The following is a 26,125-nucleotide window of genomic DNA, read 5'->3' on the forward strand; positions in this document are numbered from 1 at the left end:
ACCATGTAATTACGTACCAATTATGGAGACATGCCATTGCCCATGCAAACATTTCCTATGGTGGAATAATCACGGCTTATCGCATGTGAGTGGTTCATGAGGGCCGTGCAAGGGAATAAAACAGTACGCCAGACAGCAAAACGCCCCGCTCGGCTTCAAGCCGGCGGGGCGCTGCAGAATGCTGACGCAGGGAGCGTCAGGTGTAGTGTTCAACCCTGGCAGGCGTTCTACGCATCAGCACCTTGCCGTTGCGTACTGACACCAGCGCATGCCCCTGGCTGCGCACCATTTCGTAATCGTCCGGCGCCGACAGCAGCAACAGGTTGGCCGGCCGCCCCACTTCGATGCCGTAGCGCTCGCCCAGGTTCAGGGTGCGGGCGCTGTTGTCGGTGATCAGGTCCAGGCAGCGCTGCAGGTCTTCGTAGCCAAGCATGTGGCAGATGTGCAGGCCGGCCTCGAGAATACGCAGGATGTTGCCGTTGCCCAGCGGGTACCAAGGGTCGACGATGGAATCCTGGCCAAAGCACACGTTCATCCCGGCCCGGTCGAGTTCGGCCACGCGGGTGACGCCGCGGCGTTTCGGGTAGTTGTCGAAACGCCCTTGCAGGTGAATGCTCTCGGTCGGGCAGGACACGAAATTGATACCCGACTGCTTTAGCAGGCGGAACAGCTTGTAGCAGTAGGCATTGTCGTACGAGCCCATGGCCACGGTATGGCTGGCTGTCACCCGGGCGCCCATGCCGCGCACCCGCGCCTCTTCGGCCAGCACTTCGAGAAAGCGCGACTGCGGGTCGTCGGTCTCGTCGCAATGCACATCCACCAGGCAGCCGGTACGCTCGGCCAGGTCCATCAGGAACTTGACCGACGACACGCCCTGGTCGCGGGTGTTCTCGAAATGCGGAATGCCGCCAACCACGTCGGCACCGATGGCAACCGCTTCGGCCATCAGCGCCCGGCCGTTGGCATAAGACTCGATACCCTCCTGGGGGAATGCGACGATCTGCAGGTCGAGCAGGTGGCGTACTTCGTCACGCACTTCGACCATGGCCTTCAGCGCAGTCAAGGTGGGGTCGGTGACATCGACATGGGTACGTACATGCTGGATGCCATGGTCCACCAGCATGCCGATGGTCTTTTTCGCGCGGGTCTTGATGTCGTCGTGGGTGGTGATCGCCTTGCGCTCGGCCCAGCGCTCGATGCCTTCGAACAAGGTGCCGCTCATGTTCCAGCGCGGCTCTCCGGCTGTGAGCGTGGCGTCCAGGTGGATGTGCGGTTCGATGAAGGGCGCCACCACCAGGTTTTGCCCGGCATCCAGGTCATCGGCAGCGCGCGTCGCTACCCCTTCGGCCTGGGGCTCGATGGCGGCAATGCGTTCGCCGCTGAGCTCGATGCGGAACAGGCCGGGCTTGCCGCGCAGGCGTGCGTTGATGATGTTCATGATGCTTCTCCCTGGGCTTTGCGGGTGGCCCTACCAGCATAGTGGCCGAAATCTCATCTGCCCGGTTAGCGCGGACCTTTGTAGGAGCGGCCTTGTGTCGCGAAAGGGCTGCGAAGCAGCCCCAGGATTTCAGCGCAGATGCACAAATTGCTGGGGCTGCTTCGCAGCCCTTTCGCGACACAAGGCCGCTCCTACAAGAGCTCGCGCAGGGCCATGCAGTGCGTTACTGGCTAGCCAAGCCCATCTGCCAGAAGTCCGCCTCCAGGCTGGACGCCTGGCCGAAAATCCCCACCAGTTCAGCAAACCGTTGCTCGGTCATGCTCCGCGCTGCCAGCTCGTCCAGATGCTTGCGCGCCGCGGTGGCGACACCCTGGTAGCCTTCACCGGCATACTCGGCGATCCACTCGCGGTACGGGTGATTGCTCAGATCGCCAATGCGCTCGGACAGCGCCCGGCCAATCTCGGCGTAGCCGATCACGCAAGGCGCCAAGGCCACATGCAACTCCAGCAGGTCACCCGCGGCACCGCAGTCCAGCACATAGCGGGTATAGGCAACCGTGGCCTGGTGTTCTGGCACGGCTTCGATATCCGCCTGGGTCAGGCCCCAGCGTGCGCACAGGCGCAAGTGCAGCTCGGTTTCATCCAGAATCGCCGCCAGCCCGGCCTGCGCGGCGCGGATGTCGGCCGGGCGTCGGCTCTTGTAGGCGGCCAGCGCCCAGGCGCGGGCGAACTGGATGAGGAACAGGTAATCCTGTACCAGGTAGGTGCGGAAGGCGGCTTCGCTCAGCGTACCCTCGCCCATCTGGCGCACGAATTCGTGGTCGACATAGCTGTTCCACTGCGGCGTGGCGGCAGCCTTGAGGCGGTCGAAGATATCCATGCTCATTTGTCCTCCGGGTAGACGGCATCGAAGAAGGCCAGTTCCAGCGCCACGGTGCGCTGGTAGAAGTCAGCCGCCAGCGCGGCTTCCTGCGGGCCGACGCGGTCGAGTTCGGCTTGCAGGAAGGCAACGAAATCCTGGAATGCCGGGTTGTCGTGCAGGGTGATCCATTCGGCGTGGACGAAGTTGTCCGGCATCGGTTCTGGCGCCTTCAGCGCCCAGTCCAGGTACAGGCCTTCGGCGACGTTGAGCACCGCCAGCGCGGCCGCATAGGACCGGGTAGCCGCCGCTTCGCGCATGATCGCGTTGAAGCCTGCGGTTGGCACGGTGTCGGCCGGTTCGCTGCGTTGCGCGGGGCTTACCCCCAGGGCCTCGAAGGCGCGCAGGAAGTAGGTGTTCTCGTCACTGGAGATCATCCCGGCAAAACGACCGAAGCGCAGGCGCGCCTCGAAGGTGTCGGCGGTGGCGATGGCCGCGCCCAGCAGGGTCAGGAAGCTGTCGAGGAAGCGGTGGTCCTGCACCAGGTAGTCGACCATGATCGGGTCCGGCAGGCTGCCGTCGCACAATTGGGTGACGAAGCGGTGGCCAACGGCCGCCGACCAGGTCGGCTCGCTGCCGCGGCGCAGGGACTGGCTGAAGCGTTCGGTCATGTTGCTGTCCTTGATGAGGGTGACAGCGAGACCGCGATGGTTGGCATGGACGGGCCTCGCAGTGAGGCCGGCAAAAAGGCAGGTTTGAAGTCCCATCCCTTCGCCGGCATGATCCGGATCAGGTTCGAAGGGTCACCGCGCTGCAGCATCCAGCGGTTTCTCAGCCCGATGCCGGGCTCCCCTTGGTGGCGCTCAGGTATACCCCAGGGCGCCGCTGCTGTCACCACCAATCTGGGGGAATGGGTGACCCACTAGTGGGGACCCCTCACCCATTTTTGACGCCATGGTATTTAGCGCGCATCAGGCGCCACAAGGATTTGTTTAGAAACATATTCCTCGTATTTGGGTTGGCACACCCGTTGCTCGAGCCCCAGAAACGGGCAAAAAGCCATGATGTCGCAAATGAGGCGCAAGGCAATGAAAACACCTGCCGTGATCCACCCTGCCAGGCATGCATTCCAGCTGTCCACCATCGCTACGCTGATGCTCGGCCTTGGGCTGGTCACGGCGACAGCGGCGCCCATGGACGACAACAGCATGCCCCCGCCGACCGACCCGTCGGCCTACACTGATCAGCCGGCTGACCCGACCCAGCCCTTGCTGGACCTCTATAGCATGCCAGAGGCGAATCAAGGCTCACTCGAACTGACCGATGGCGGGTACGGTGACCGCAACACGGTAAGCGCAAACAACGTGTTGCCACCGGCCCTGCAAACCGGGGAAAAATACCCCACCAACGGCAAGCCCAGCCCTTTGTTCGGGGCGCTGCCGTTTACCCAGCAGTTACTGCTGTTCGAGGAATTCGGCACGGAAAAACTCGACCCCACGTTGCCGCCGCCGCCCCTGACCTTCCCGGTGCCCACCTTGGGCGCAGCACCGGCGCAGGACCCTAATGTGGTGGCCCGCAGCGGCCCTAGCGGCACGGCCCTGGAAGCCTTCCTCAAACAGCCGGGCCTGTACCCGTTCCCGACCCAGTATTCCAACGTGCTGGACCGCAACCCGTGGAAGGCGCAAATCGAGATGTTCCTCAACCGCCAACCGGTCGGTTCGCCGGCGGAAGGCCGGCCACCAGGAAAAGGCTGGTCGCACCAGCGCTGGAACGAGTTCTACCCGCAGGCGGGGTTCAAGACCGCCCAGGCCGGTGCGCGCATCAACCTCGGCCTGCGTGACCGCAAGCAACTGCACAACTATGCGGTCGGCGAGTTCGCCCCGGGTGGCCTGTACTACCAGACCTCCGACATCCCGAACACGCTGGGCACCACCAAGGGCATCGACACCCGCTTCCACCCAAAAATGCCGCTGCAGAACCACAAGTCACTGTGGACCTTCGACGGCACCTTCCCGCCCAAGCTGCTGATGGTGCGTTATGGCCAGCCGATCCTGATGCGCCATTACAACGCCCTGCCGATCGACCCTGCGGCCAACAACGGCTTTGGTCTGCACACCCTCTCCACCCACGAGCACAACGGCCACTCCCCGGCCGAAAGCGATGGCTATGCAAACGCCTACTTCTTCCCGGGGCAGTACTACGATTACCGCTGGCCACTGCAACTGGCCGGCTACGACACCATCAACACCCGTGCCGAAGACCCACGCGCTGCGTTCCCTTGCTCGGCGGGCGAAACCTTGTTCGTCAACGATGCCAATCCCGGCCTGAAAACCTGCCAGAACGGCAGCATCAAGATCCGTGGTGACTGGCGCGAAACCATGAGCACCCACTGGTTCCACGACCACATGATGGATTTCACGGCGCAGAACGTCTACAAAGGCAACGCCGTGATGATGAACTACTACAGCGCCCTGGACCGCGGCAACGAGGCCCTGCAGGATGGCGTCAACCTGCGTTTCCCCAGTGGCTCGGGCATGCCGTGGGGTAACCGCGACTACGACGTCAACCTGGTGATCGCCGACAAGGCCTGGGATACCAACGGCCAGCTGTGGTTCAACCCGTTCAACACCGACGGCTTCCTCGGCGACCAGATCCTGGTCAACTGGCAGTACCGGCCAACGCTCAAGGTACGCGCGCGCAGCTATCGCTTCCGTATCCTCAACGGCTCGGTGTCGCGCTACCTGAAGCTTGCCGTCGTGCGGGAGATTGCCGGCAACAGCGGCGAGTTCAAAGGGCCCACCGGCTCCAACCTGTCGTATGCGCGGGTACCGTTCCACATGATCGCCAACGACGGCAACATCATGGAACACACCGTGCCGTTCGACGGCACCATGGACCTCAACGGTGACGGCAACCTGCAGGACAACAACGGCGTCCTGCCGCTGCAGGGCATCGCCGAGCGGTACGACATCATCATCAACTTCGCCAAACACGGCATCAAGGTCGGCGACAAGCTGTACCTGGTCAACCTGGAGGAACATCAGAGCGGCAAGGGCCCGGAAGGTGCCATTGCCCTGGCCGATGTGCTGTCGGAAAAATACAAGGCGGTGATCAAGCAGACCAGCAACGGGCCTGAGTGGGACAGCGGCGACCCGGCGATCGGCAAGTTCATGCAGTTCGTGGTTCAGCCCTACAGTGGCCAGGACCTGAGCATGGACCCGGTTGCCTATGAGCCGGCCAAACCGGGCAAGGCCGAAGGCCTGAAAATGCTGCCGCTGCCGATAGACCGCAACTCGGCCACCGACCAGACCAAGCTCAAGGATGCCCGCCACCGCGAGTTCATCTTCGGTCGCTCCGACGGCACCGACACCCAGCCCTGGACCATCAAGACCGATGGCGGCTTCGGCTATTCCATGGACCCACGGCGCATCAACGTGGCGCCACAGTTGGCCCAGCAGTCCACCGACGGTGGCTTCAGCGGCGACGGCACCCTGGAAGTGTGGAAGATCATCAACGGCGGCAATGGCTGGAGCCACCCGGTGCATGTGCACTTCGAGGAAGGTGTGATCCTCAGCCGCGATGGCAAGGCCCCGCCAGAATGGGAAAAATGGGCGCGCAAGGATGTGTATCGCATCGGGCCGGATATCGATTCTTCGGAAGAAGTGGAAGTGGCCCTGCGCTTCCGCGAGTTTGCCGGGACCTACATGGAACACTGCCACAACACCCAGCATGAGGACTCGTCGATGCTGCTGCGCTGGGACCTGGAACACCCAGGCCAGTTCCAGGTGATGCCGACCCCGCTGCCGGGTTGGGATGGCGTGGAGTACGTGGCTTCGGTTGGCCTGCCGACCTTCCGCACCAAAGACCATGATGACGACGACCCGGCCAACAAACCGCCGGTCGCGGCCAACGACAGCGCGGCTACCACGGCAGGCAAGCAGATCACCCTGAACGTGCTGGCCAACGACACCGATCCGGAAAACAACCTGCCGTTGACCGTCGTCGGCCTCAGCCAGCCGAGCTCCGGCCAGGGCGCTACCAGTACCGACGGCACAACGGTCACCTACGCCCCACCGGCCACGGTAACCACAGCGTTCACCGCCAGCTTCAACTACTCGGCTCGTGATGCCAAGGGCGCCGAATCGGTGGCCCCGGCCACGGTCAGCATTGCGGTGAGCCCGGCAGCGGCGGTCGACCAGATCCAGGTCACCAGTGCCACGGTGCAGGTGCGCAGCGGCAACCGCTTTACCTGGGACATTTCGGGCACCACCACGGTGGCCACCGGCAACAGCATTACCGTGACGGCGGCTACCACCAGTGGCCCGCTGCTGCTGGGCACGGCCACGCTCAGTGCCACTAGCAGCGGCGCCCGTTGGAGGTTGTCGACCACCACCACCGGCAGCGGCCCTGCCACACCAGCAACCGTGACCGTGAAATCGGCACTGGGGCAGAGCGTGACGGCGCCGGTCAGCATCAGGTAACCGAAAAGCGGGGGCCGCCATGCGGCCCCTCGCTGGCAAGCCAGCTCCCACCTCGACCGCATCGGCTCCAAGCCTTGTGCAGTACCTGTGAGAGCTGGCTTGCCGGCGATAGGGCTGCAGGGCAGCCCCCAATACCGTTATCGACGAGGACCGCATCATGTCCGGCTCATGGCGTTTCCTGCTGGTGCTCTCGCTGTTCGCCGCCAGCATCCCGTTCTGGCCGTTGCAACCACAGCAACCCGTGGCCGAGGAAGCTGCAACGCCCTGGGGTGCCGACTACTTCCCCAACATCCCGCTGCTCACCCAGGACGGTGAAAAGGTGCATTTCTTCGACGACCTGATCAAAAACAAGGTGGTCGCCATCAACTTCATCTTCACCGGCTGCTCCGATTCCTGCCCGGTGGAAACCGCCCGCCTGCGCCAGGTACAGAAAATCCTCGGTGACCGGGTCGGCAAGGACATCTTCCTCTACTCCATCAGCATCGACCCCTACAACGACACCCCCGCCACCCTCAAGCGCTACGCCGAAAAGTTCGGTATCGGCCCCGGCTGGACGCTGCTCACCGGCGAGCCAGCCGATATCGAACAATTGCGCCGCAGCCTGGGCCTGTACATCGATGGCCTGGAAAACGGCCGCTCAAAAGACCACAACCTGAGCCTGATCATCGGCAACCAGGCCACCGGCCGCTGGATGAAAGCCTCGCCCTTTGAAAGCCCGTATATCCTCGCCGACCGCCTGGGCAACAGCCTGCACAACTGGAAACAGGCCAGCGCCATGGCCAACGACTACGCGCAGGCTCCCGAGGTGCGCGCCCCCAGCAGTGGCGAGCAGCTGTTCCGTACCCGTTGCTCGTCCTGCCACACCCTGGGCAACGCCGAACCAGGGCAACCCGGCATCGGCCCCGACCTGCTGGGCGTGACCCGCCAGCGTGATGCCAACTGGCTGACCCGCTGGCTGAAGGAGCCCGACCTGATGCTGGCCCAGAAAGACCCCTTGGCCATGCTGCTGTACGAACAGTACAACCGCGTGGCCATGCCCAACATGCGCCTGGGCGATACCGAAGTCAGCGCGCTGATGAGTTACATGGAGGAAGAAACCGCGCGCCTGCAGACGCCCCTGGCCGATAAGGGCAATCCTTAAAGGCAATTAGCCATCAGTCATTAGGCTGTCATCTTACTGTCGTATTTTTTCGACCATCACCCAGGGTCGGGAACTATCAGCAGTGATTCGCCGTTCGCTTTCATCCGCCAGCCTTCTGCGGCTGCTGATCCTGATGCTCTGTGCAGCCACCCTGGCCTTTCTCTGGGGGCTGCACGTTTCGCAGAAGGCCGCCGCCCGCCAGGACGCGCTGTCGGCCAAGGCCGCCGAGCACCTGAACCTGGCCAGTATCGTCGGCGAGAGCCTGCGCCAGCTGGTGGATCGCGCCCAAGCCGTGGGCCGGGTCACCCAGGACGACATGAAGGTGCTGCGCCAGGGCAGCGCCAGCCTGGCGCGGATGCTTGCCGAAGACCCGGCATTCAAGCGCATGAGCCTGTATGACCGGCAAGGCCGGCTGTTGTCGGCCAGCCATGCCGACGAGGCTGCCGAGCTGCCCGAAGACTGGTTGCGCCAGCTGCAGCGGCACGTTGCCCGCTACGGCTTTAAACCGTTCCTGCCCAGCGTGCAGCCCCCCGGCCAACCGGCCACCCTGCCCAACTGGCACCTGCCCTTCCTGCTGCCGCTGACCAACCTGCCCGGCGGCGAAATCGACAATATCCTGGTGGTGCAGCTGGACATCGGCTACCTGGCGGTGCTGCTACAGCACATCGACCTGGGCAGCAGCGGGCTGGTGCGCCTGTTGCAGGATGACGGCCTGGAGCGGTTGCGCATCGATAGCAGCGGCGTGGTGGTGGCCGGCGACGCCCTGCTGCCCGGGCTGCCGGACAGCGGCAGTGATGCAGGCATGCTGACCCAGTACGCAGCCGGCGACCCGTACCAAAGCCTGTACCGGCGCCTGCCCGAGCGGGGTTTCAGCGTGGTGGTCAGCCAGCGCCAGGACGAAATCCTCGCGCCTTCGACGCTGGCCTATTCCCGGCAGTTCTGGCTGAACCTGAGCATGACCCTGATGATCCTCGCCAGCCTGCTGTGGACCTTGCGCCTGTTGCGCAAGCGCCAGGAGGCCTTCAACGCACTGGAACAGGCGCAGCAGGTCAACCAGCAGTTGATCGGCCGCCTCGAGGACGAACACCGGCGCAGCAGCCATGCCGCGGCCACCGACCACCTCAGCGGCCTGCACAACCGGCGCCAGTTCGTCGAGGTGGCCAGCCAGGCGCTGACCCGGCAACGCGGCAAGCGCCGGCTGATGGCGATCCTGTTCATCGACATGGACCGTTTCAAGTCGATCAACGACTCGCTCGGGCACAAGGTCGGCGACCTGCTGCTGCAGGCCGTGGCCGGGCGTATCCAGCGTCTGCTGGAGCCAGGCGACGAGGCTTCGCGCTTTGGTGGCGACGAGTTCGTGGTGCTGCTGGCCGGCGAGCGCAGCGAGGAACAGATCAATGCCTGGGTCCGCGTACTGGTGCAGAAGCTGTCGGCCACCTACGCGCTGGACGGCCAGGAGGTCAACACCAGCCCCAGCGTGGGCGTGAGCATCTGCCCGCGCGATGGCCAGGACATCGACAGCCTGATCCGCAGTGCTGATGCCGCGATGTACTCGGCCAAGCAGGCCGGGCGCGCCCAGTACCGTTTCTTCGACCCGTCGCTGAACCTGGCCGACATTCACGCCTTCACCCTCGAACAGGCCTTCGGCAGCGCCCTGGCCGAGCGCCAGTTCGTGCTGCACTACCAGCCACAGATCCGCCTCGACACCCAGCAGGTGCTGGGCTACGAAGCGCTGGTGCGCTGGGACCACCCCGAGTTCGGCCTGCTGTACCCGGACCGGTTCATTGACCTTGCCGAACGCAGCGGCTTCATTGTCGAGCTGGGCTGGGAGGTGCTGCGCCTGGCCTGCGAGGCCTTGTCGGGTTGGGACGCCCAGGGCCGGGAGACACGGCTGGCGGTCAATGTATCCGCCCTGCAGCTACGCCAAGCGGACTTCGCTGCACGGCTATTGAGCAAACTGCAGCAGTACGCCATCGCCCCGCAGCGGCTGGAGCTGGAAATCACCGAAACCACCATCCTCGACCCCGAAGGCACGGCGGTGGCGCACCTGCACACCCTGCGCGAAGCTGGCCTGGGCATCAGCCTGGACGATTTCGGCCGCGGCTACGCCGGCTTCGCCCACCTGCACTCGCTGCCGCTGAGCAAACTGAAGATCGACCGCTCGCTGATTGCGCCGCTGTCCAACAGCCACGACGACAGCCCGATCGTGTCGTCCACCATCATCCTTGCCAAACGCCTGGGCCTGGAAGTGGTGGCCGAAGGCGTGGAAACCCGCGAACAAGTGGTGTGCCTGAAGCTTGCCGGCTGCGATATCGCCCAGGGCTACCACTTCAGCCGGCCGCTGTCGCCGGCGCAGTTGCGTGACTACCCGCTCTTCAACGGTGTCGAGGACAAGGCCTGCGTGTAACGCAAGCCAGATTGGGGCTGCTTCGCAGCCCATCGCGACACAAGGCCGCTCCCACAGGTACAGCGCTGGACCTGCAGGCAGCGCAACCCTGTGGGAGCGGCCTTGTGTCGCGAAAGGGGCGCAAAGCGCCCCCGACAATCCCGCCAGCATCGCAGCCAGGACAGGCAACCCATTTCGGTTTATCGTGTGCCCATCATCCACTCGCCCCCGCACCATGACCGACATCGAGCGCTACCTCCGCGCCGCCACCCGTGACAACACCCGGCGCAGCTACCAGGCCGCCATCGAGCATTTCGAAACCCACTGGGGCGGTTTTCTGCCGGCCACGACCGAGAGCATCGCCCGCTACCTGGCCGACCACGCCGACCAGCATGCCGTCAGCACCCTGCGCCAGCGCCTGGCGGCGCTCAGCCAATGGCACGTCGCCCAAGGTTTCCCCGACCCGACCAAGGCGCCGCTGGTGCGCCAGGTGCTGCGCGGCATCCGCACCTTGCACCCGACACCGCCCAGGCAGGCCGCGCCGCTGTTGCTGCAGCACCTGCAAAGCGCAGTGGAATGTTTCGAAGAAGAAGCCCGCCAGGCCCAGGAACAGCATGACCTGGCCACCCTGCGCCGGGCGCGTCGCGACGCTGCGCTGCTGTTGCTGGGCTTCTGGCGCGGTTTTCGGGGTGATGAACTGGCCCGCCTGCGCGTGGAGCACATCCAGGCCGAGGCGGGTGTCGGCATCACCCTGTTCCTGCCGCGCAGCAAGGGCGACCGCGAGGCCCTGGGCGTACAACACCGCACCCCGGCCCTCAAGGCCTTGTGCCCGGTCACGGCCTACCTGCAATGGCTGGAAGTCGCCGGCATCGCCCATGGGCCGGTGTTCCGCAAGCTCGACCGCTGGGGCAACCTCGGCGACACCGCGCTCAACAGCAACAGCCTGGTCGGCCTGCTGCGGCGCATGCTGGAACGCGCCGGGGTACCGGCGGCGCTGTATACCGGCCACTCGCTGCGCCGTGGCTTCGCCACCTGGGCCACGGCCAACGGTTGGGAGTTGAAGGCGCTGATGAGCTATGTGGGCTGGAAAGATGCCAAGTCGGCGTTGCGCTACATCGACGCGGCGCAGCGCTTTGGCGAACTGGCCGTGCTACCGGCCAGCCAGGCGCAAAAGCTCATTCCTTGAAGGTGTGCCGGGCGATGCCGCCAATTTCCGGGCTGATGGCATACAGGTCGCCAGCGTCGGGGTAGTGGTGCAGGTCTTCGGCACTCATGCCGAAGCGCGCGGTACTGATGAACAAGGTATTCATGCCCGCCCCGCCAAAGCAGCAACTGGTGGGGCACGGCACTGGCATCAGCACCTGGTCGGTCAGGTGGCCATGGCGGTCATAGCGCAGCAGGCAACTGCCATGGTACTGGCACACCCACAGGCCGCCTTCGCGGTCCAGCGCAAGGCCGTCCGGGCGCCCCAGTTCGGCAGGGGTTTCGGCAAACAGGGTGACCGCACCAAGCCGGCCTTCGGCCAGGTAGCTGGCGCGATAGATCGAGCGCGCCGCCGAATCGACGAAGTACACCGTGTGGCCGTCCTGCGACCAGGCCAGGCCGGTGGGCAACGCCATGTCGTCGTGGATCACCTGGTCGCTCAACTGCCCGTCAAAGCGGAACAGCGCCCCGGTATTGCCACTCAGGGCATCGTCCATCAGCCCGGTTACGAAGCGGCCCTGCGGGTCGCAGGCGCCGTCGTTGAAACGATAGGTCGACCGCGGGTGAACCGACACCGAATGCCGGCGTACCTTGCGCAGCGGCACGTCGAAGATGGCCACGCTGGCATCCTCGGTGAAAATCAGGTTGCCCTGGTCGGTCAACGCCAACGCGCCGATGCGTGCCGCGGATTCGTACAGGCACTCGGCTTCGCCATCGGGCGTCAGGCGGTTGATCCGCCCGCCTGAGATATCGACGAAGTACAACGCGCCGCTGCATTCATCCCAGACCAGGCTTTCGCCCAGGTCGGCGCGAGTGTTGGCGACGTTGACTGGCACATGGCTGCATGCCTTGAGGCGGTTACGCAGTTCGCCCACCTCCGCCAGCGTCATGGAACAGGCCAATCCCAGGCCCTGTGCGGCATCGGTGAAGACCGCAACGTTGTCGTGGAAAGGCTCTGTGACGGGCATTTGCTGGCTACCTTCGATTCTCCTTTCTACGATAACAACAAAAAAATCAATGACTTAATATTAAAAGCATGTAACTTTGATATCTCATGGATATCACCGCCGGTTCACCGGGCCGAAGGACCGCAGGATGATCGAGACACGTTTGCTTCGGCAGTTCGTTGCCGTGGCCGAAGAGCTGCACTTCCACAAGGCCGCCGCGCGCCTGCACATGGCGCAACCACCGCTGAGCCAGGCGATTGGTCGCCTCGAGGACAAGCTCGGTTTCAGCCTGTTCCTGCGCAACAAGCGCGGGGTACGGCTGACTACTGCGGGCACGGCCTTCCTCGACACCGCCTACCGCACGCTGGCCGAGCTGGAACAGGGCATCGAGTATGCGCGCAATGTGTCCGCCGGCATCTGCGGCAAGCTGGACATCACCGCCATTTCCATCGCTTATTACGAGTCGCTGCTCACCACCTTGCGCCGCTTTCGCGAGGCGTACCCGAACGTGCAGCTGACCATCCGCGAGATGCCATCGGCCGTGCAGGCCAAGGCCCTGCTGGCCGGTGAGGCGGATATCGGCTTCATGCGCAGGTTGCCGTTGCCGGCTGGCACCCTAGAGTCACGGTTGCTGCTCGACGAGCAAATCGTGATGGCCCTGCCCGCCCGCCATGCCAAAGCACGGGAGGGGGCGGTAGACCTGCGCGATTTCGCTGATGAGGATTTCGTCTTCACCCCGCAAGCCCTGGGCAGCGGCTACCACGCGCAGTTGACGGCGCTGTGCGAGGCGGCGGGTTTCTACCCCAGGGTGGTGCAGGAAGCGGCACAGGTTCACACCCTGCTCGGCTTGGTGGCCTGTGGTTTTGGCGTGGCCCTGGTGCCGGCCTCGTTCATCGGCTCCATACCGCGCGAGCGCGTGCAGTTCCGAGCAATCCTGCCAATCGACGACCAGCCCACCCCGGGCCTGGGCTTGTACATGAAATGGAACGCCCGGAATGCTTCACCGGCGCTGGCCAACTTCATTGCCATGTTCGAGAACCTGGGCGGGACGGCGTCCCAACTTGCCCGCTCCCAGTAACCGCGCTTCTGAACATCGCATAAAACCTGTGGGAGCGGGCATGCCCGCGAACACCGGCGAAGCCGGTGCCATGAAACCGCAGTGCCTGTTTCGCGGGCACGCCCGCTCCCACAGGGTTCACCGCCGGTATCTGGATCTCGATCAAGTTCGCGTTGCGCAGCGCCACAGCCGCCCGATATCACAAGCCCGCGCCCGCAGCAGCCCAGCGGCATTGGCACATGCCTGCTCCAGGCTCATCGGCCCGCTGGCCAGGGCAAAGGCAGCATCGACACCATGGGCATACAGCTGCTGGTAGCCTTCACCCAAGGTCCCGGCCAGCACCACCACCGGCACCCCGTGGCGCTTGGCAACCCGGGCCACGCCCATCGGCGTCTTGCCACGCAAGGTCTGGGCGTCGAAGCGCCCTTCGCCGGTCACCACCAGGTCTGCGCCCTGCACCAAGGCATCCAGGCCGGCCAGTTCGGCCACCACTTCCACCCCTGGGCGGAACTGCGCGCCCATGAAAGCACGCGCGGCGAACCCCATGCCGCCGGCAGCGCCACAGCCAGGGTAGTCCCGCACATCCTCACCCAGCAGCTGCGCACAATGGTCGGCAAAATGCCCCAGGGCCTGGTCCAGCGCCTGCACCTGCTGTGGGTTGGCGCCCTTCTGCGGGCCGAAGATCGCCGAGGCGCCATTGGCGCCACACAGCGGGTTGTCGACGTCTGCTGCGACTTCGAACTGCACCTCGGCCAGGCGCGGGTCGAGGTCGCTGGCATCGATGCGGGCCAGCTTGGCCAAGGCCAGGCCGCCCTCTTCCAGCGCTTGCCCATCGGCGTCCAGCAGGCGCAGGCCCAGCGCCCGCAACATGCCGCTGCCCGCGTCGTTGGTGGCACTGCCGCCGATGGCCAGCACTACCCGTTGCGCGCCGGCGGCCAGGGCGGCGGCAATCAGCTCGCCGGTGCCCCAGGTGCTGCTGCGGCAGGCATCGCGCTGGCCTGGCGGCACCAGCTGCAGGCCACTGGCCTGGGCCATTTCGATGATCGCCGTGCGGCTTTGCGGCAGCCAGCCCCAGCCGGCCTCCACGCTTTGCCCCAGCGGCCCGCGCACGGTCTGACGACGCAGTTCGCCGTGGCTGGCGGCGAGAATCGCATCCATGGTGCCTTCGCCACCATCAGCCATCGGGCACTCGACCAGCTCGGCCTCAGGCCAGGCTTCGCCCAGGCCCGCCGCAATGGCGCGGGCGACACCGGCAGCGTCGAGGCTGTCCTTGAACGAGTCGGGGGCAATGACGATCTTCATGGGGTTTCTCCTGTCCTGATGAGCGGCATGCTGACAGGTGGCTGCCAAGGAGGCCTCGGTCAAATGCACAAAACGCCGGGCGGGTTGTTTGGGCAGATGCCTTCGCGGCTGCCTCCACCTTTGTAGGAGCAGCCTTGTGCTGCGAAGAGGCCGGTACAGGCAACAGATGTGCATTGTCAGTACGGGCCTCTTCGCAGCACAAGGCTGCTCCTACATGTCTCATGTCAATCGGCAGGCAGCAGCTGCAACCCCAGGTAGAGGCTAAGCATCCCTTCCATGCGCAGCGGGTCGACCTCGCCCAGCTCGGCAATCCGCTCCAGGCGGTAGCGCAGGCTGTTGCGGTGGATGCCCAGGGCATCGGCACAGGCCTGGCTCTGGCCGTCATGGGCACACCAGGCGCGCAGGGTGGTGAGCAACTGCCCGCTGCTGTCCTTGCTGCGAATACGCTGCAACGGCTCCAGCAATTCATCCAGCGCATCATCGTTGCGGTGCCGCCACAGCAATGCCGGCAACCGGTAGCGTTGCAGGCTGAGCAGGCGCTCGCCGGGCAGTACCTCGCGCCCATAGGCCAGCAGGTCGCGCACCCGGCGATAACCCCGGCGCAGTTGCTCCAGGCTTTGCGCGGCACTGCCCAGGGCCAGCCGCTCCACTTCCCAGCCATGGCGCTGCAGGCGTTCCAGCAGGCGAGGTTCGTCCAGCACCACGCCTGCCGGGCGACACCACAACAACGACTGGCGGGCCGGGCTTACGCACCAACTGTCCGGGTAGCGGCTCATCAACCATGCCGCCAGGGTTTCGGCGGCTGGCCCCGAGGCCAGTTCGAACAGGCACGGTACCCGTGGCAACTGGGGTTTCAGGCCCAGTTGCCGGGCCTCGTCGAGCAACCGCGGAGAATCGCCGCTGCCGCCCAGCAGCAGGGCCAGCAAATCGTCACAGCGCTGCCGTCGCCATTGCTGGTCGGCCTGCAAATGGCGCTGGGCCAGCAGCATTTCGGCGGTCATGCGCACCAGTTCACCATAGGTACGCACTTGCTGCGGGTCACCGGTCAGGCCGAGTACGCCCATCAATCGGCCATCCAGCATCAGTGGCAGGTTCACCCCGGGCTGCACGCCCTTCAGGCATTTGGCCGCGTCGGTATCCAGCTCGACGATGCGGCCGTTGGCCAGCACCAGTTGCGCGCCCTCGTGGCGGGTGTTGATACGCTCAGGTTCGCCACTGCCAAGGATCAACCCCTGGCTGTCCATGACATTGACGTTGCATGGCAGAATGGCCATCGCGCGGTCAACGATATCCTGCGCCAGGTCATGGTCGAGTTCGAACATTGAACGGTCCTTTGGGTGTCAGGGTTTTGGGCTCGGGCACAGCAGCCCGGTGCAAGTGCTGTGCAAAAGCACAAAGACAGGCACGCCGCAGTCCCCGAGACTCGTCAGGGCGAGCGCCGGAACAGGCGACGCGGCGACAACCATAACAACAGAGAACCCGATCATGGCATACAGCCCCGCCCCTGACCAAGGCACGGACACCAACCGCAACGCGCTGTACCGGCGCATCACCCTGCGGCTGATTCCGTTCATTTTCATCTGCTACCTGTTCAACTACCTGGACCGCGTCAACGTCGGCTTTGCCAAGCTGCAGATGCTCGACGCCCTGAAGTTCAGCGAAACGGTGTACGGCCTTGGCGCCGGCATCTTCTTCATCGGCTATGTGCTCTGCGGCCTGCCGAGCAACCTGGCACTCAACCGCTTCGGCCCGCGGCGCTGGATCGCGCTGATGATGATCGCCTGGGGCAGCCTCTCCACCTGCCTGCTGTTCGTCACCACGCCCACCGAGTTCTACGCCCTGCGCCTGCTGACCGGCGCCGCCGAAGCCGGCTTCTTCCCGGGCGTGGTGCTGTACCTTTCGCGCTGGTTCCCGGCGGCCCGCCGCGGTCGCATCATGGCCCTGTTCATGTCGGCGATCCCGGTTTCGGGCCTGCTCGGCGGGCCGTTCTCCGGCTGGATCCTCCAACACTTCGCCGCCGGCCAGCACGGCCTGGCCGGCTGGCAATGGATGTTCCTGATCCAGGGCCTGCCGACCGTTGCCCTGGGTGTACTGGCGGTGTTCCTGCTCAGTGACGGCTACCAGAAAGCTGCCTGGCTGAGCCCGGCCGAACGCCAGCTGATCGCCGCCGACCTCGAGGCCGATGCCGCCAGCAAGTCGAGCACCACCGGCGACGGCGTGCTCGCCGTGCTGACCAACCCGCTGATCTGGACCTTCGGCTTTGTCTACTTCTGCATCCAGAGCGGTGTGTACGCGATCAACTTCTGGCTGCCGTCGATCATCAAGAACATGGGCTTCGACAACCCGCTGCTGATCGGCTGGCTCAGCGCCATCCCGTACCTGCTGGCCGGCGTATTCATGATCCTGTGCGGGCGTTCGGCCGACCTGCGCAACGAGCGCCGCTGGCATCTTGTGGTGCCGATGCTGATGGGCGCCATCGGCCTGCTGATCGCGGTGAACTTCGCCGGCAACCCGGCCATCGCCATCCTCGGCCTGTCGATCGCCACCATGGGCGCGCTCACCGGCCTGCCGATGTTCTGGCCGATGCCCACCGCGCTGCTCAGCGCCGGCGCGGCTGTCGCGGGCCTGGCGGTCATAAACTCGGTGGGCCAGATGGCCGGTTTCCTCAGCCCTTACCTGGTCGGTTTCATCAAGGACCAGACCGGCTCGACCGATGCCGCGCTGTATTCGCTGGCGGCGTTGATCGTGCTGGGTAGCTTGGTGGCCTTGCGGGTTACCCGGGCTGGTGCGCTGAGTACTGCAAGGGCCAGTTGAACCCGTTCGCGGGCTCGCCCGCTCCCACAGGATCACCACAAGCTCGAACACTGTGGCATCCCTGTGGGAGCGGGCAAGCCCGCGAAGAGGCCCGCCCAGACCACACACAATCCCCCCCCCTCCACCGATCGTCAGCTCAACGCATCCCCTCCCCAGCCCAGGCGTCAAATGGTTCCAAAGGTCCCTTTGGAGAACCCCCATGACCCAGCACGCCGTGGCCCGCCTGGCCCAACTCGACGAACACCGCCCCCTGCGCGTCCAGGCCGGCAACGAGGAGATCATCCTCATCCGCCTGGGCGACCAGGTGCACGCCTACCAGGGCAACTGCCCCCACGAAGGCGCGCCACTCAATGAAGGCGTGGTGTGCGGCGGCCTGCTGGTGTGCCCCTGGCACAAGGCCGCGTTCGCCGTGGACGAGGGCGCGGTCTGCGAGCCGCCGGCCCTGGCCGACCTGCGCCGCTACAAAACCTGGGTCAAGGGCGACGAGGTCTGGGTCGACGACCAACCCCTGCCCAGAACCGAGCCGCCCCGCCACAGCGACGCCCGCTGTTTCGTGGTGGTCGGCGCCGGTGCCGCGGGCAGCGCCGCAGTCGCCACCCTGCTGGACCATGGCTTTGCCGGCCGCCTGGTCTGGGTCGATCAGGAGCGCCAGCCAGCCTACGATCGTACTTCCCTTAGCAAATTCGTGATCGCCGGGCAGATGCCGCCCGATGAAGTGCCGGCCCTGCTCGACGCCGACGCCCTGCGCAAGGGCCAGCTGGAGCGCAAGCATGGCAAGGTGCGCACCCTGAACACCCAGAAACGCCAGATCACCCTGGCCGACGGCCAGCAGATCGACTATGACGCCTGCCTGCTGGCCACCGGCGGCAAGGCGCTGCGGCCCGATATCCCGGGCGTCGACCTGCCCGGGGTATTTACCCTGCGCTCACGGGAGGATGCCGCGCACCTGCTGGACGCTGCCGAGCCCGGCCAGCCGGCAGTGATAGTCGGCGACGGTTTCATCGGCCTTGAGGCCGCCTCGGCCTTGCGCAAGTACGGTGTGCAGGTGCACCTGGTCACCCGCCATGAGGTCCCCCTGGCCCGGCAGCTGGGCGAGCGCATCGGCCGTAGCATCCGCGAATTGCACGAACGCAAGGGGGTCACCTTCCACGGCCCCACCGAGGTCGAGCGGATCGAGGGCCAGGGCAAGGTCGAGGCCGTGCTGCTGGCCAACGGTGAACGGCTACAGACGCCATTGGTGCTGCTGGGCACCGGGGTCAGACCAGCGACCGCTTTCATCCAGGGGGTGCTGCTGACCGAGGACAAGTCGGTGCAAGTCGACGCTGAAATGCGCGCTGCAGATGGCCTGTGGGCCGCAGGGGATATCGCCACCTTCCCGCTCAGCGGGCGCCCGGTGCGTATCGAACACTGGCGCCTGGCCCAGCAACATGGGGTGATCGCCGCCGCCAACATGCTCGGCGAGCAGCGCCGCTATGCCGACGTGCCGTTCTTCTGGACCTACCAGCACGGCCGCACCTACGAAGTACTGGGCCACGCGCGGGACTGGAACCGCATCGAGTTCGTCGGCGAGCCGGAAAAAGGCGACTTCATCGCCTTGCAATGCGTGGATGAGCGGGTCGAGGCGGTCATCGCCAAGGGCTATTCCGATGCCATGGCGACGCTGTCGCAACGCTTGAAGCGGCCGTTGAGCCTGCAGGAGGCCTTGGCGCTGATCGGTTGAGGCTGCCTTTCATTGCGCCCCGGTTGTGTGTAAAACAGGAAGATCAGCCTACTGCACAAGGACCCAAGCGCATGATCTACCGCCCCCTCGGCCACAGTGGCCTGCAGGTTTCCGCCCTTACCCTGGGCAGCATGATGTTCGGCGAGCAGACCAGCACCGAGGACGCCCTGCGCATCATCGACAAGGCCTGGGACCAGGGCATCAACTTCATCGACACCGCTGACGTGTACAACGCCGGGCGCGCGGAGGAAATCGTCGGCGAAGCGGTGGCCCGCCATCGCCAGGACTGGATCGTGGCCAGCAAGGTCGGCTTCGGCCCGGCCGATGGCCTGCCCAACCGCAGCGGGCTGTCGCGCAAGCACATCTTCAATGCCCTGGAGGCCACGCTGACGCGCATGGACATGGACTACCTGGACATCTACTACCTGCACCGCGAAGACCACAAGGTGCCGCTGGAAGAAACCGTGCAGGCCATCGGCGACCTGCTGCGCCAGGGCAAGATCCGTTACTGGGGCGTGTCCAACTTCCGCGGCTGGCGCATCGCCGAGGCCTGCCACATTGCCGAGCGCCTGGGCGTGCCCAGGCCGGTGGTGAGCCAGCCGCTGTACAACATCGTCAACCGCCAGGCCGAGCCGGAGCAACTCACCGCAGCCGGCGCCCATGGCCTGGGCGTGGTGCCGTTCAGCCCGCTCGCGCGGGGCGTGCTCAGCGGCAAGTATGCGCCGGGGGCGGTGCCGGATGCCGGTAGCCGTGCCGGGCGCCAGGACAAGCGCATCATGGAGGTGGAATGGCGCCAGGAGTCGCTGGCCATTGCCCGGCAGATCCAGGCCTATGTCGAGGCCAAGGGCGTGGGTATCGTCGAGTTCGCGATTGCCTGGGTGCTTAACAATCGGCTGGTCAGTTCGGCGATTGTCGGACCGCGTACGGAAGAACAGTGGGATACCTATGGCGGCGCGCTGACGGTGAAGATTACCGCGGAGGATGAGGCGTTCATTGATTCGCTGGTCACGCCGGGGCATGCGTCGACGCCGGGGTTCAATGATGTGGCGCATTATGTGAGTGGGCGGTTGGCCCGCAGCTGATCGTACTCCTGTCCTGGCCTCTTCGCGGGCACGCCCGCTCCCACAGGATCACCTATGCCTTCAGGGCCTGTGCAACCCCTGTGGGAGCGGGTTTACCCGCGAAGAGGCCGGAACAGGCGACATCCAAGCTGCTGGAACAAATAATTGGGGAGCCCAATGCCGGGCTCCCGGTCCCCCCTTTCCCCAATCACCTCGGTATCGTGCGCACCATTGGTTTTCCACCTCTGGAGCAGCAATGAAACTCTTGCAACCCCTGAAAGTCGGCCCGCTCACCCTGCCCAACCGCGTGTTCATGGCCCCCCTCACCCGCCTGCGCAGCCTCGAGCCGGGTGACGTACCTACCTCGCTGATGGCCGAGTACTACCGCCAACGCGCCAGCGCCGGGCTGATCATCACCGAAGCCACGCAGATTTCCTTCCAGGCCAAAGGCTATTCCGGCTCGCCGGGCATCCACAGCGCCGAGCAGATCGCCGCCTGGAAGCGTGTCAACGAAGGCATCCACGCCGATGGCGGCCATAGCGCCGTGCAGGTGTGGCACACCGGGCGGGTATCGCACACTTCCCTGCAACCCGGCGGCGAAGCCCCGGTGGCACCTTCGGCGCTGCCGGCTGCTGCCCGCACTACCCTGCGTGACGAGCACGGCAACCTGATGCGTGTGGAAACCTCTGCGCCGCGGGCGCTGAGCGAGGCGGAAATCGCCGGCATCGTTGCCGACTTCGGCCAGGCGGCGGCCAATGCCCGTGAAGCCGGGTTCGACTTCATCGAGCTGCACGCCGCCCACGGCTACCTGCTGCACCAGTTCCTCACCCCTAGCGCCAACCACCGCGAAGACCGCTACGGCGGCAGCGTCGAGAACCGTGCGCGTATCGTGCTTGAAGCAGTGGACGCGGCGATTGCCAACTGGAGCGCCGAGCGCGTGGGCATCCGTGTGTTCCCGCTGGGTGGTTTCAATGGCGTGGACAATGGCGAGGACCAGGAAGCCGCAGGCCTGTACCTGATACGCGAACTGGCCAAGCGCAACCTTGCCTACCTGCACCTGTCCGAACCGGACTGGGCCGGCGGCAAGCCGCTGCGTGACGAATTCCGCCAGGCGATTCGTGCGGCCTACCCGGGGGTGATCATTGCTGCCGGTGCCTACACCGCCGAGAAAGGTGAAGACCTGATCGGGCGTGGCTTGATCGATGCCGTAGCGTTCGGGCGCAGCTTCATTGCCAACCCGGACCTGGTAGAGCGGCTGCGGGTGCAGGCGCCGCTGAATGCGCACCGGGCGCAGTTCGACTATGCCAATGGGGCTGAGGGGTATACGGATTATCCGTTCCTCAAGCAGGCTTGATGCTGAAGCCTGATTCACGACTGGCTCGGTACCTGTAGGAGCGGCCTTGTGTCGCGAACGGGCTGCGAAGCAGCCCCAGTGATCCGCACATTGGCAACAAAACCGGGGGCCGCTTTGCGGCCCTTTCGCGACACAAGGCCGCTCCTACACGGCCCCCCACAACTTTCAAGACCTCAGTTCAGCCAGGGCCTGCGCGGCATAGGCATGCGAACGCTGCCGCGCCAGCGGGTCGTGAATGCGGCAGTCGATCATCAGTTCATCCGCGCCGGTCTGCTCGATCAGGGTGCGCAACCCTTCCCTTACCCGCTCCGGCCCGCCGGCCACGGTGCAGGCCATCACCTGCTCAAGTACCGCGCGCTCATGGCCCGGCAGGCTCTCGACATAACCCTCCTGCGGCTTGGGCAACAGGCCGAAGCGCCCGACATGCAAGTCCAGCATCCACTTGCGATGGGAGCTGGCCAGGTAATCCGCCTCGGCGTCACTGTCGGCGGCGAACAGGTTCATGCCCACCATCACATACGGCTTGGCCAGTTGTGCCGAAGGCTGGAAGTTTGCCCGGTAGTGGGCAATGGCCTGCAGCAGGTAGCGCGGGGCAAAGTGCGAGGCGAAGGCATAGGGCAGGCCCAGTTTCGCTGCCAGGTCGGCGCCGAACAGGCTGGAGCCGAGGATCCACACTGGGATGTCATGCTTGCCCGGCACACCGCGCACGCGGCGCTGGCCGTTGTCGGCCAGGTAGTCGCGCAGCTCGGCGATGTCCTGGCTGAAGTCGCGCTCTGGCGCAGCACCACGCAAGGCGCGCACGGTCGGCCCGGAGCTGCCCGGCGCACGGCCGAGGCCCAGGTCGATGCGGCCAGGGTGCAGGGTGTCGAGCGTGCCGAACTGCTCGGCCACCACCAGCGGCGCGTGGTTGGGCAGCATGATGCCACCGGCGCCGACGCGGATATGCCGGGTGGCATTGGCGATTTCGTTGATGACCAGTGACGTGGCGGCCGAGCCGATGCCCGGCATGTCGTGGTGTTCGGCGATCCAGTAGCGGCTGTAGTGCTTTTGCTCGACATGGCGCGCCAGTTGGCGGGACTCTTCGATCGCGTCGGCGAAGGTCTTGCCTTCGCCGATCATGACCAGGTCCAGTACGGACAGTGCAGTCATGGGGTCTCCACAGGGATTATCAGTGACTGCCAGTTTCCCTGCTGCGCAGCCAGTGATAAACCCGGCTTCAGGCCCGGCATAGGGGCCTGCCATTCCCCAATCAGTATTCCCAGGGCACGCCCGGTTCCCAGCTGGCCACCAGCAGGTCGATGAAGCCACGTACCCGTGGCGACAGGTGGCGCTTGCTTGGGTAGACGATGCGAATCGGGTCCGCTGGCGGCCGATAGGCTTGCAGCACCTCCACCAGGGTGCCGGCGCGCAGGTCGTCGCCGGTAATGTAGGTGGGCAGGTGAATCAGCCCGAAACCCGCCCGCGCGCCGTCGAGCATCGCCTCGGAGCTGTCGATGTTCAGCCGCCCGGGGTCTTCGCACAGGTGCAGCCCCGCTTCGGTATGGAAGCGCCACGGCATGGCCTTTTCACCAGCCAGGAAGGCGATCTTGTCGTGGCCGTAGAGGTCGCTGGGCACCTGCGGTACGCCGCGTGCATCCAGGTATGCGGGCGAGGCGCAGGTGACGAACTGCTGCCAGGCCACCGTGCGCGTCAACAGTTGCGAGTCTTCCTTCGGTGCACCGATACGCACCGCAACGTCGATACCCTCCTCGACCAGGTCGACGAAACGGTCGGTGAAGCGGATATCCGCACGCAGCTCGGGCCACTGCTTCAGGTAGCGGTCGAGAATCGGCAGCACATGGCGCTGGCCGAACGACAGGGGTGCTGTAAGGCGCAGGGTGCCGGTGGGCTTGCCACGGCGCTGGGCCATGGTGCTTTCCACCTCGTCCAGGTCATCCAGAATCTGCCGCCAGCGCTCGTAGGCCACCAGGCCCTCGTCGGTCAGGCTCAGCTTGCGCGTGGTGCGGTTGAGCAGGCGCACGGCCATGCGCGCCTCCAGGCGAGCGATGCTCTTGCCCACCGCCGAACGCGTCAGGCCCAAGGTGGCGGCGGCGGCGGTAAAACTGCCGGCCTTCGCGGCGCTGACGAAGGCGGCGATGTCGCCGAAGCGGTTGGGTTCCATGGGAGTTCCTGAGTCTGGTGCGGCCGGTTTAGATGGGTATGAATCTGTGAAATGCAAGCAGGACTATCGAGGCTGCACAGCATTTGTAGGAGCGGCCTTGTGTCGCGAAAGGGGCGCGCAGCGGCCCCGGCAATTTCAATCGCCAGGAAGATTGCCGGGGCTGCTGCGCAGCCCTTTCGCGACACAAGGCCGCTCCTACAATGATCTTCGCATGCCAAAACGGCAGGTGTGGCCGCAAGAGCGATCAAGCGAGGACCTTGATCACCAATAAATGCACCGGATAGAACAGGTAGCCCCAACGTCCCACTGCTGACACCCGCCAATCATCATGACGCAGCAACAGCAACCCGACCGGAATCGCCAAGGCTGCAGCAATCAGCGTCAGCACGGTAATGGGCGCCAACAGATGTTCCCGCAACCAACTGTTGGTCAGGTTCCCACCCATGGCCAACAGGCAAGGCAACACCCAGGCCGCCCCTCCCTTGCGGCGGGCCATCAACCAGGCGCCCGGCAGCATCACCCCCGGCAGCCCGTACATCAGCTGTTCGCTGAACAACCACCCTGCAAGCAGACCGGCAACACCAAGCAGGCGCGCCGACCTCGACGGATGATGCACGCCCCAGGCAACCAGCAAGCCCAACACCAAGGTCGGCATCACGCTGAACGTTGGCGAACCACTGTCCAGCCAACGGTATACAGGCTCCGACAGCACCGCGAACACCAGCATCAACCCCAGATAACGCAGGTTGCCGCGGGTATACAGCGCCCCGCCCCTGGCGCGCCCCACATTCACTGCAATCGCCAGGCAGAACAGCGGAAACGCTAACCGCCCCAATATGAACAGGCCATCGGCAGCAGGCCACAGGAAACGCAGGTGGTCGGCGACCATGCTCAGCATCGCCGTCCACTTGACCAGGTCCAGCCCGGCTGATCGCATGCCTCAGCGCCCGGGCTCGACTGCGCCAGGGCCCAGGTAACGGTCGGTCCAGGCAGCCAGCGGCAAGGGTGGCTGCTGTTCGACGATCCGTCGCCAGATCAGCACCAGGTCGTCGCCATTGAACGCCGCCCCTGGTCCAGCGCCCTTCCACATCGACGGCACATCGGCAATCCAGTGCCCCTGGCTGTCTCGGTGGGCCATGTTGAAGCGGAACGTGTAGTTCCCCGGGATGCCCATGCGCAGGTCGCTGACCACCAGCGCATCGCCGACCTGGTCGTAGCGCAGCCAGTCATCGGTGAACCAGCGCAAGCGCTGGTGCAGCGGGTGGCCGGCCAGCGCTTGCGCCAGCTGCAGATTACGCGGCAAACGCTGCATTTCTGGCGCTTGCTGGTCGAACCCGCTGCTGATGCCTTCGTAGTAATCACCATCCGGGGTCTTGGCCAGCACCCGCCAGACCAGGCTGTTGAAGGCTATCGGCACGGCACGTACCTGGCTGACAGCGATACCCTGGCGATCGAGGGCAGCCTGGAAACGCTGCTCGGCCGCCATGCGTCCGGCCAGGCCGAAACCCAGGTAGGCTGCGCTGAATACCAGGGCCAAGGTGAGTAGCTGCGTAGCCTTGCGCGTCAGCCCTTTGATGATTGCGTAGATCACCGCGGCCAGCAGCGGCACGGTGTAGACCGGGTCGATGATGAACACCGCTGCCCAGCTTTCCGGGGTGGCCTGCAAAGGCCAGAACAACTGCGTGCCGTAGACCGTGAAGGCATCGAGCAACGGGTGGGTGACCAGCACCAGCCAGAACGCCAGGAACAGCCTGGGCAAGGTATAGCCTTTGCCTGGCCAGCACTTGTTGACCAGCCAGGCCAGCAGCACGGCCAGCCCGGTGAGCACGAACAGGGAATGAGAAAAGCCGCGGTGGTAGGTCATCTGCGACACCGGGTCGGCGTAGCGGATGATCACGTCCAGGTCGGGAAGCGTGCCCAGCGCCGCACCATACAGCAGTGAGCGGCGGCCCTGGATGCGGCCGAGTACGGTACCCTGCAGGGCCGCGCCGAGTACGGCCTGGGTGATGGAGTCCAAGGGTGGCATTCCTGAAAAGGTGGTTTCCAGAAGCTACCTTCATCCTGCCCTGATGCGCAATTCCCTTGGTTATGGGTTTTCATTGTGGGAGATGGCCCAGCCCTTTGGGCTGCGCTGTCGCGTAGATAACTGAAATTGCAAGCAATCCGCGTACCCTGTGGGAGCGGCTTTAGCCGCGAAGAAT

General features: G+C 65.1%; 19 protein-coding genes and 1 riboswitch. Of the genes, 9 read left to right on the plus strand and 10 right to left on the minus strand.

What is annotated here, in order from left to right; translation table 11 throughout:
* Positions 1 to 196 precede the first annotated feature (196 nt).
* From codA to ABIB24_RS25345, 3 genes are all read right to left on the minus strand, one after another.
* On the minus strand, positions 197 to 1,438 hold the full coding sequence (codA, locus tag ABIB24_RS25335) for a cytosine deaminase (protein WP_354317506.1): 1,242 nt from the start codon (positions 1,436 to 1,438) through the stop codon (positions 197 to 199).
* Between the two features lie 223 nt (positions 1,439 to 1,661).
* On the minus strand, positions 1,662 to 2,324 hold the full coding sequence (gene tenA / locus ABIB24_RS25340) for a thiaminase II (protein ID WP_354317508.1): 663 nt from the start codon (positions 2,322 to 2,324) through the stop codon (positions 1,662 to 1,664).
* Positions 2,321 to 2,968 carry a TenA family protein gene (locus tag ABIB24_RS25345; protein WP_354317510.1) on the minus strand — a complete coding sequence of 216 codons (648 nt, stop codon included), beginning with the start codon at positions 2,966 to 2,968 and terminating at the stop codon, positions 2,321 to 2,323. Before ABIB24_RS25345 ends, tenA begins: the two co-directional genes overlap by 4 nt.
* A 78-nt stretch (positions 2,969 to 3,046) precedes the next feature.
* A riboswitch (TPP riboswitch) is annotated at positions 3,047 to 3,161 on the minus strand.
* Positions 3,162 to 3,385: 224 nt separating this feature from the next.
* Here ABIB24_RS25345 and ABIB24_RS25350 point away from each other — a divergent pair.
* The 4 genes from ABIB24_RS25350 to ABIB24_RS25365 all read left to right on the plus strand — a co-directional run bounded on the left by ABIB24_RS25350 (position 3,386) and on the right by ABIB24_RS25365 (position 11,491).
* Positions 3,386 to 6,778 carry an Ig-like domain-containing protein gene (locus ABIB24_RS25350; RefSeq protein ID WP_354317511.1) on the plus strand — a complete coding sequence of 1,131 codons (3,393 nt, stop codon included), beginning with the start codon at positions 3,386 to 3,388 and terminating at the stop codon, positions 6,776 to 6,778.
* A 157-nt stretch (positions 6,779 to 6,935) separates the two neighbouring features.
* Positions 6,936 to 7,919 carry an SCO family protein gene (locus ABIB24_RS25355; RefSeq protein ID WP_354317513.1) on the plus strand — a complete coding sequence of 328 codons (984 nt, stop codon included), beginning with the start codon at positions 6,936 to 6,938 and terminating at the stop codon, positions 7,917 to 7,919.
* 82 nt (positions 7,920 to 8,001) lie between these two features.
* Positions 8,002 to 10,326: a putative bifunctional diguanylate cyclase/phosphodiesterase gene (locus ABIB24_RS25360; protein WP_354317515.1), complete on the plus strand. Its 2,325-nt coding sequence runs from the start codon at positions 8,002 to 8,004 to the stop codon at positions 10,324 to 10,326.
* Positions 10,327 to 10,540: 214 nt separating this feature from the next.
* A complete protein-coding gene (locus tag ABIB24_RS25365; RefSeq protein ID WP_274078891.1) occupies positions 10,541 to 11,491 on the plus strand; it encodes a site-specific integrase in 951 nt (316 codons plus the stop codon).
* Here ABIB24_RS25365 and ABIB24_RS25370 read toward each other — a convergent pair.
* A complete protein-coding gene (locus tag ABIB24_RS25370) occupies positions 11,481 to 12,398 on the minus strand; it encodes an SMP-30/gluconolactonase/LRE family protein (protein ID WP_274078905.1) in 918 nt (305 codons plus the stop codon). The genes ABIB24_RS25365 and ABIB24_RS25370 overlap by 11 nt on opposite strands.
* 205 nt (positions 12,399 to 12,603) lie before the next feature.
* Between ABIB24_RS25370 and ABIB24_RS25375 the strand changes: the two genes are divergently transcribed.
* Positions 12,604 to 13,533 carry a LysR substrate-binding domain-containing protein gene (locus ABIB24_RS25375; protein ID WP_137163887.1) on the plus strand — a complete coding sequence of 310 codons (930 nt, stop codon included), beginning with the start codon at positions 12,604 to 12,606 and terminating at the stop codon, positions 13,531 to 13,533.
* Positions 13,534 to 13,674: 141 nt separating this feature from the next.
* Here the strand turns inward: ABIB24_RS25375 and ABIB24_RS25380 are convergent, their stop codons facing one another.
* On the minus strand, positions 13,675 to 14,814 hold the full coding sequence (locus tag ABIB24_RS25380) for a glycerate kinase (protein ID WP_286101852.1): 1,140 nt from the start codon (positions 14,812 to 14,814) through the stop codon (positions 13,675 to 13,677).
* Positions 14,815 to 15,038: 224 nt separating this feature from the next.
* Positions 15,039 to 16,136 (minus strand): sugar diacid recognition domain-containing protein, encoded by a 1,098-nt coding sequence (locus tag ABIB24_RS25385; RefSeq protein ID WP_025339054.1) that lies wholly within the window; start codon positions 16,134 to 16,136, stop codon positions 15,039 to 15,041.
* A 163-nt stretch (positions 16,137 to 16,299) separates the two neighbouring features.
* Between ABIB24_RS25385 and ABIB24_RS25390 the strand changes: the two genes are divergently transcribed.
* The 4 genes from ABIB24_RS25390 (at position 16,300) to ABIB24_RS25405 (ending at position 21,763) form a co-directional block, all read left to right on the plus strand.
* Positions 16,300 to 17,628 carry an MFS transporter gene (locus ABIB24_RS25390; RefSeq protein ID WP_274078888.1) on the plus strand — a complete coding sequence of 443 codons (1,329 nt, stop codon included), beginning with the start codon at positions 16,300 to 16,302 and terminating at the stop codon, positions 17,626 to 17,628.
* 199 nt (positions 17,629 to 17,827) lie between these two features.
* A complete protein-coding gene (locus ABIB24_RS25395) occupies positions 17,828 to 19,348 on the plus strand; it encodes an FAD-dependent oxidoreductase (protein ID WP_354317518.1) in 1,521 nt (506 codons plus the stop codon).
* 71 nt (positions 19,349 to 19,419) lie between these two features.
* The gene (locus ABIB24_RS25400; RefSeq protein ID WP_274078886.1) at positions 19,420 to 20,430 is read left to right on the plus strand and encodes an aldo/keto reductase; all 1,011 of its coding nucleotides are present in this window, start codon (positions 19,420 to 19,422) and stop codon (positions 20,428 to 20,430) included.
* A 235-nt stretch (positions 20,431 to 20,665) separates the two neighbouring features.
* The gene (locus tag ABIB24_RS25405) at positions 20,666 to 21,763 is read left to right on the plus strand and encodes an alkene reductase (protein WP_354317520.1); all 1,098 of its coding nucleotides are present in this window, start codon (positions 20,666 to 20,668) and stop codon (positions 21,761 to 21,763) included.
* 165 nt (positions 21,764 to 21,928) lie between these two features.
* Here the strand turns inward: ABIB24_RS25405 and ABIB24_RS25410 are convergent, their stop codons facing one another.
* The 4 genes from ABIB24_RS25410 to ABIB24_RS25425 form a co-directional block, all read right to left on the minus strand.
* Complete coding sequence (locus tag ABIB24_RS25410) at positions 21,929 to 22,912, minus strand: LLM class flavin-dependent oxidoreductase (protein WP_354317522.1); 984 nt, start codon at positions 22,910 to 22,912, stop codon at positions 21,929 to 21,931.
* A 100-nt stretch (positions 22,913 to 23,012) separates the two neighbouring features.
* Positions 23,013 to 23,924, minus strand: coding sequence for a LysR family transcriptional regulator (locus ABIB24_RS25415; RefSeq protein ID WP_025339048.1), 912 nt, complete (start codon positions 23,922 to 23,924; stop codon positions 23,013 to 23,015).
* 244 nt (positions 23,925 to 24,168) lie between these two features.
* Positions 24,169 to 24,861, minus strand: coding sequence for a TraX family protein (locus ABIB24_RS25420; protein WP_354317524.1), 693 nt, complete (start codon positions 24,859 to 24,861; stop codon positions 24,169 to 24,171).
* A gap of 3 nt (positions 24,862 to 24,864) precedes the next feature.
* Positions 24,865 to 25,941, minus strand: coding sequence for a metal-dependent hydrolase (locus ABIB24_RS25425; RefSeq protein WP_354317525.1), 1,077 nt, complete (start codon positions 25,939 to 25,941; stop codon positions 24,865 to 24,867).
* Positions 25,942 to 26,125: the final 184 nt, after the last annotated feature.

It is taken from the genome of Pseudomonas sp. UYEF17, assembly GCF_040546125.1.
GTDB classification, from domain to species: Bacteria; Pseudomonadota; Gammaproteobacteria; order Pseudomonadales; family Pseudomonadaceae; genus Aquipseudomonas; species Aquipseudomonas putida_Z.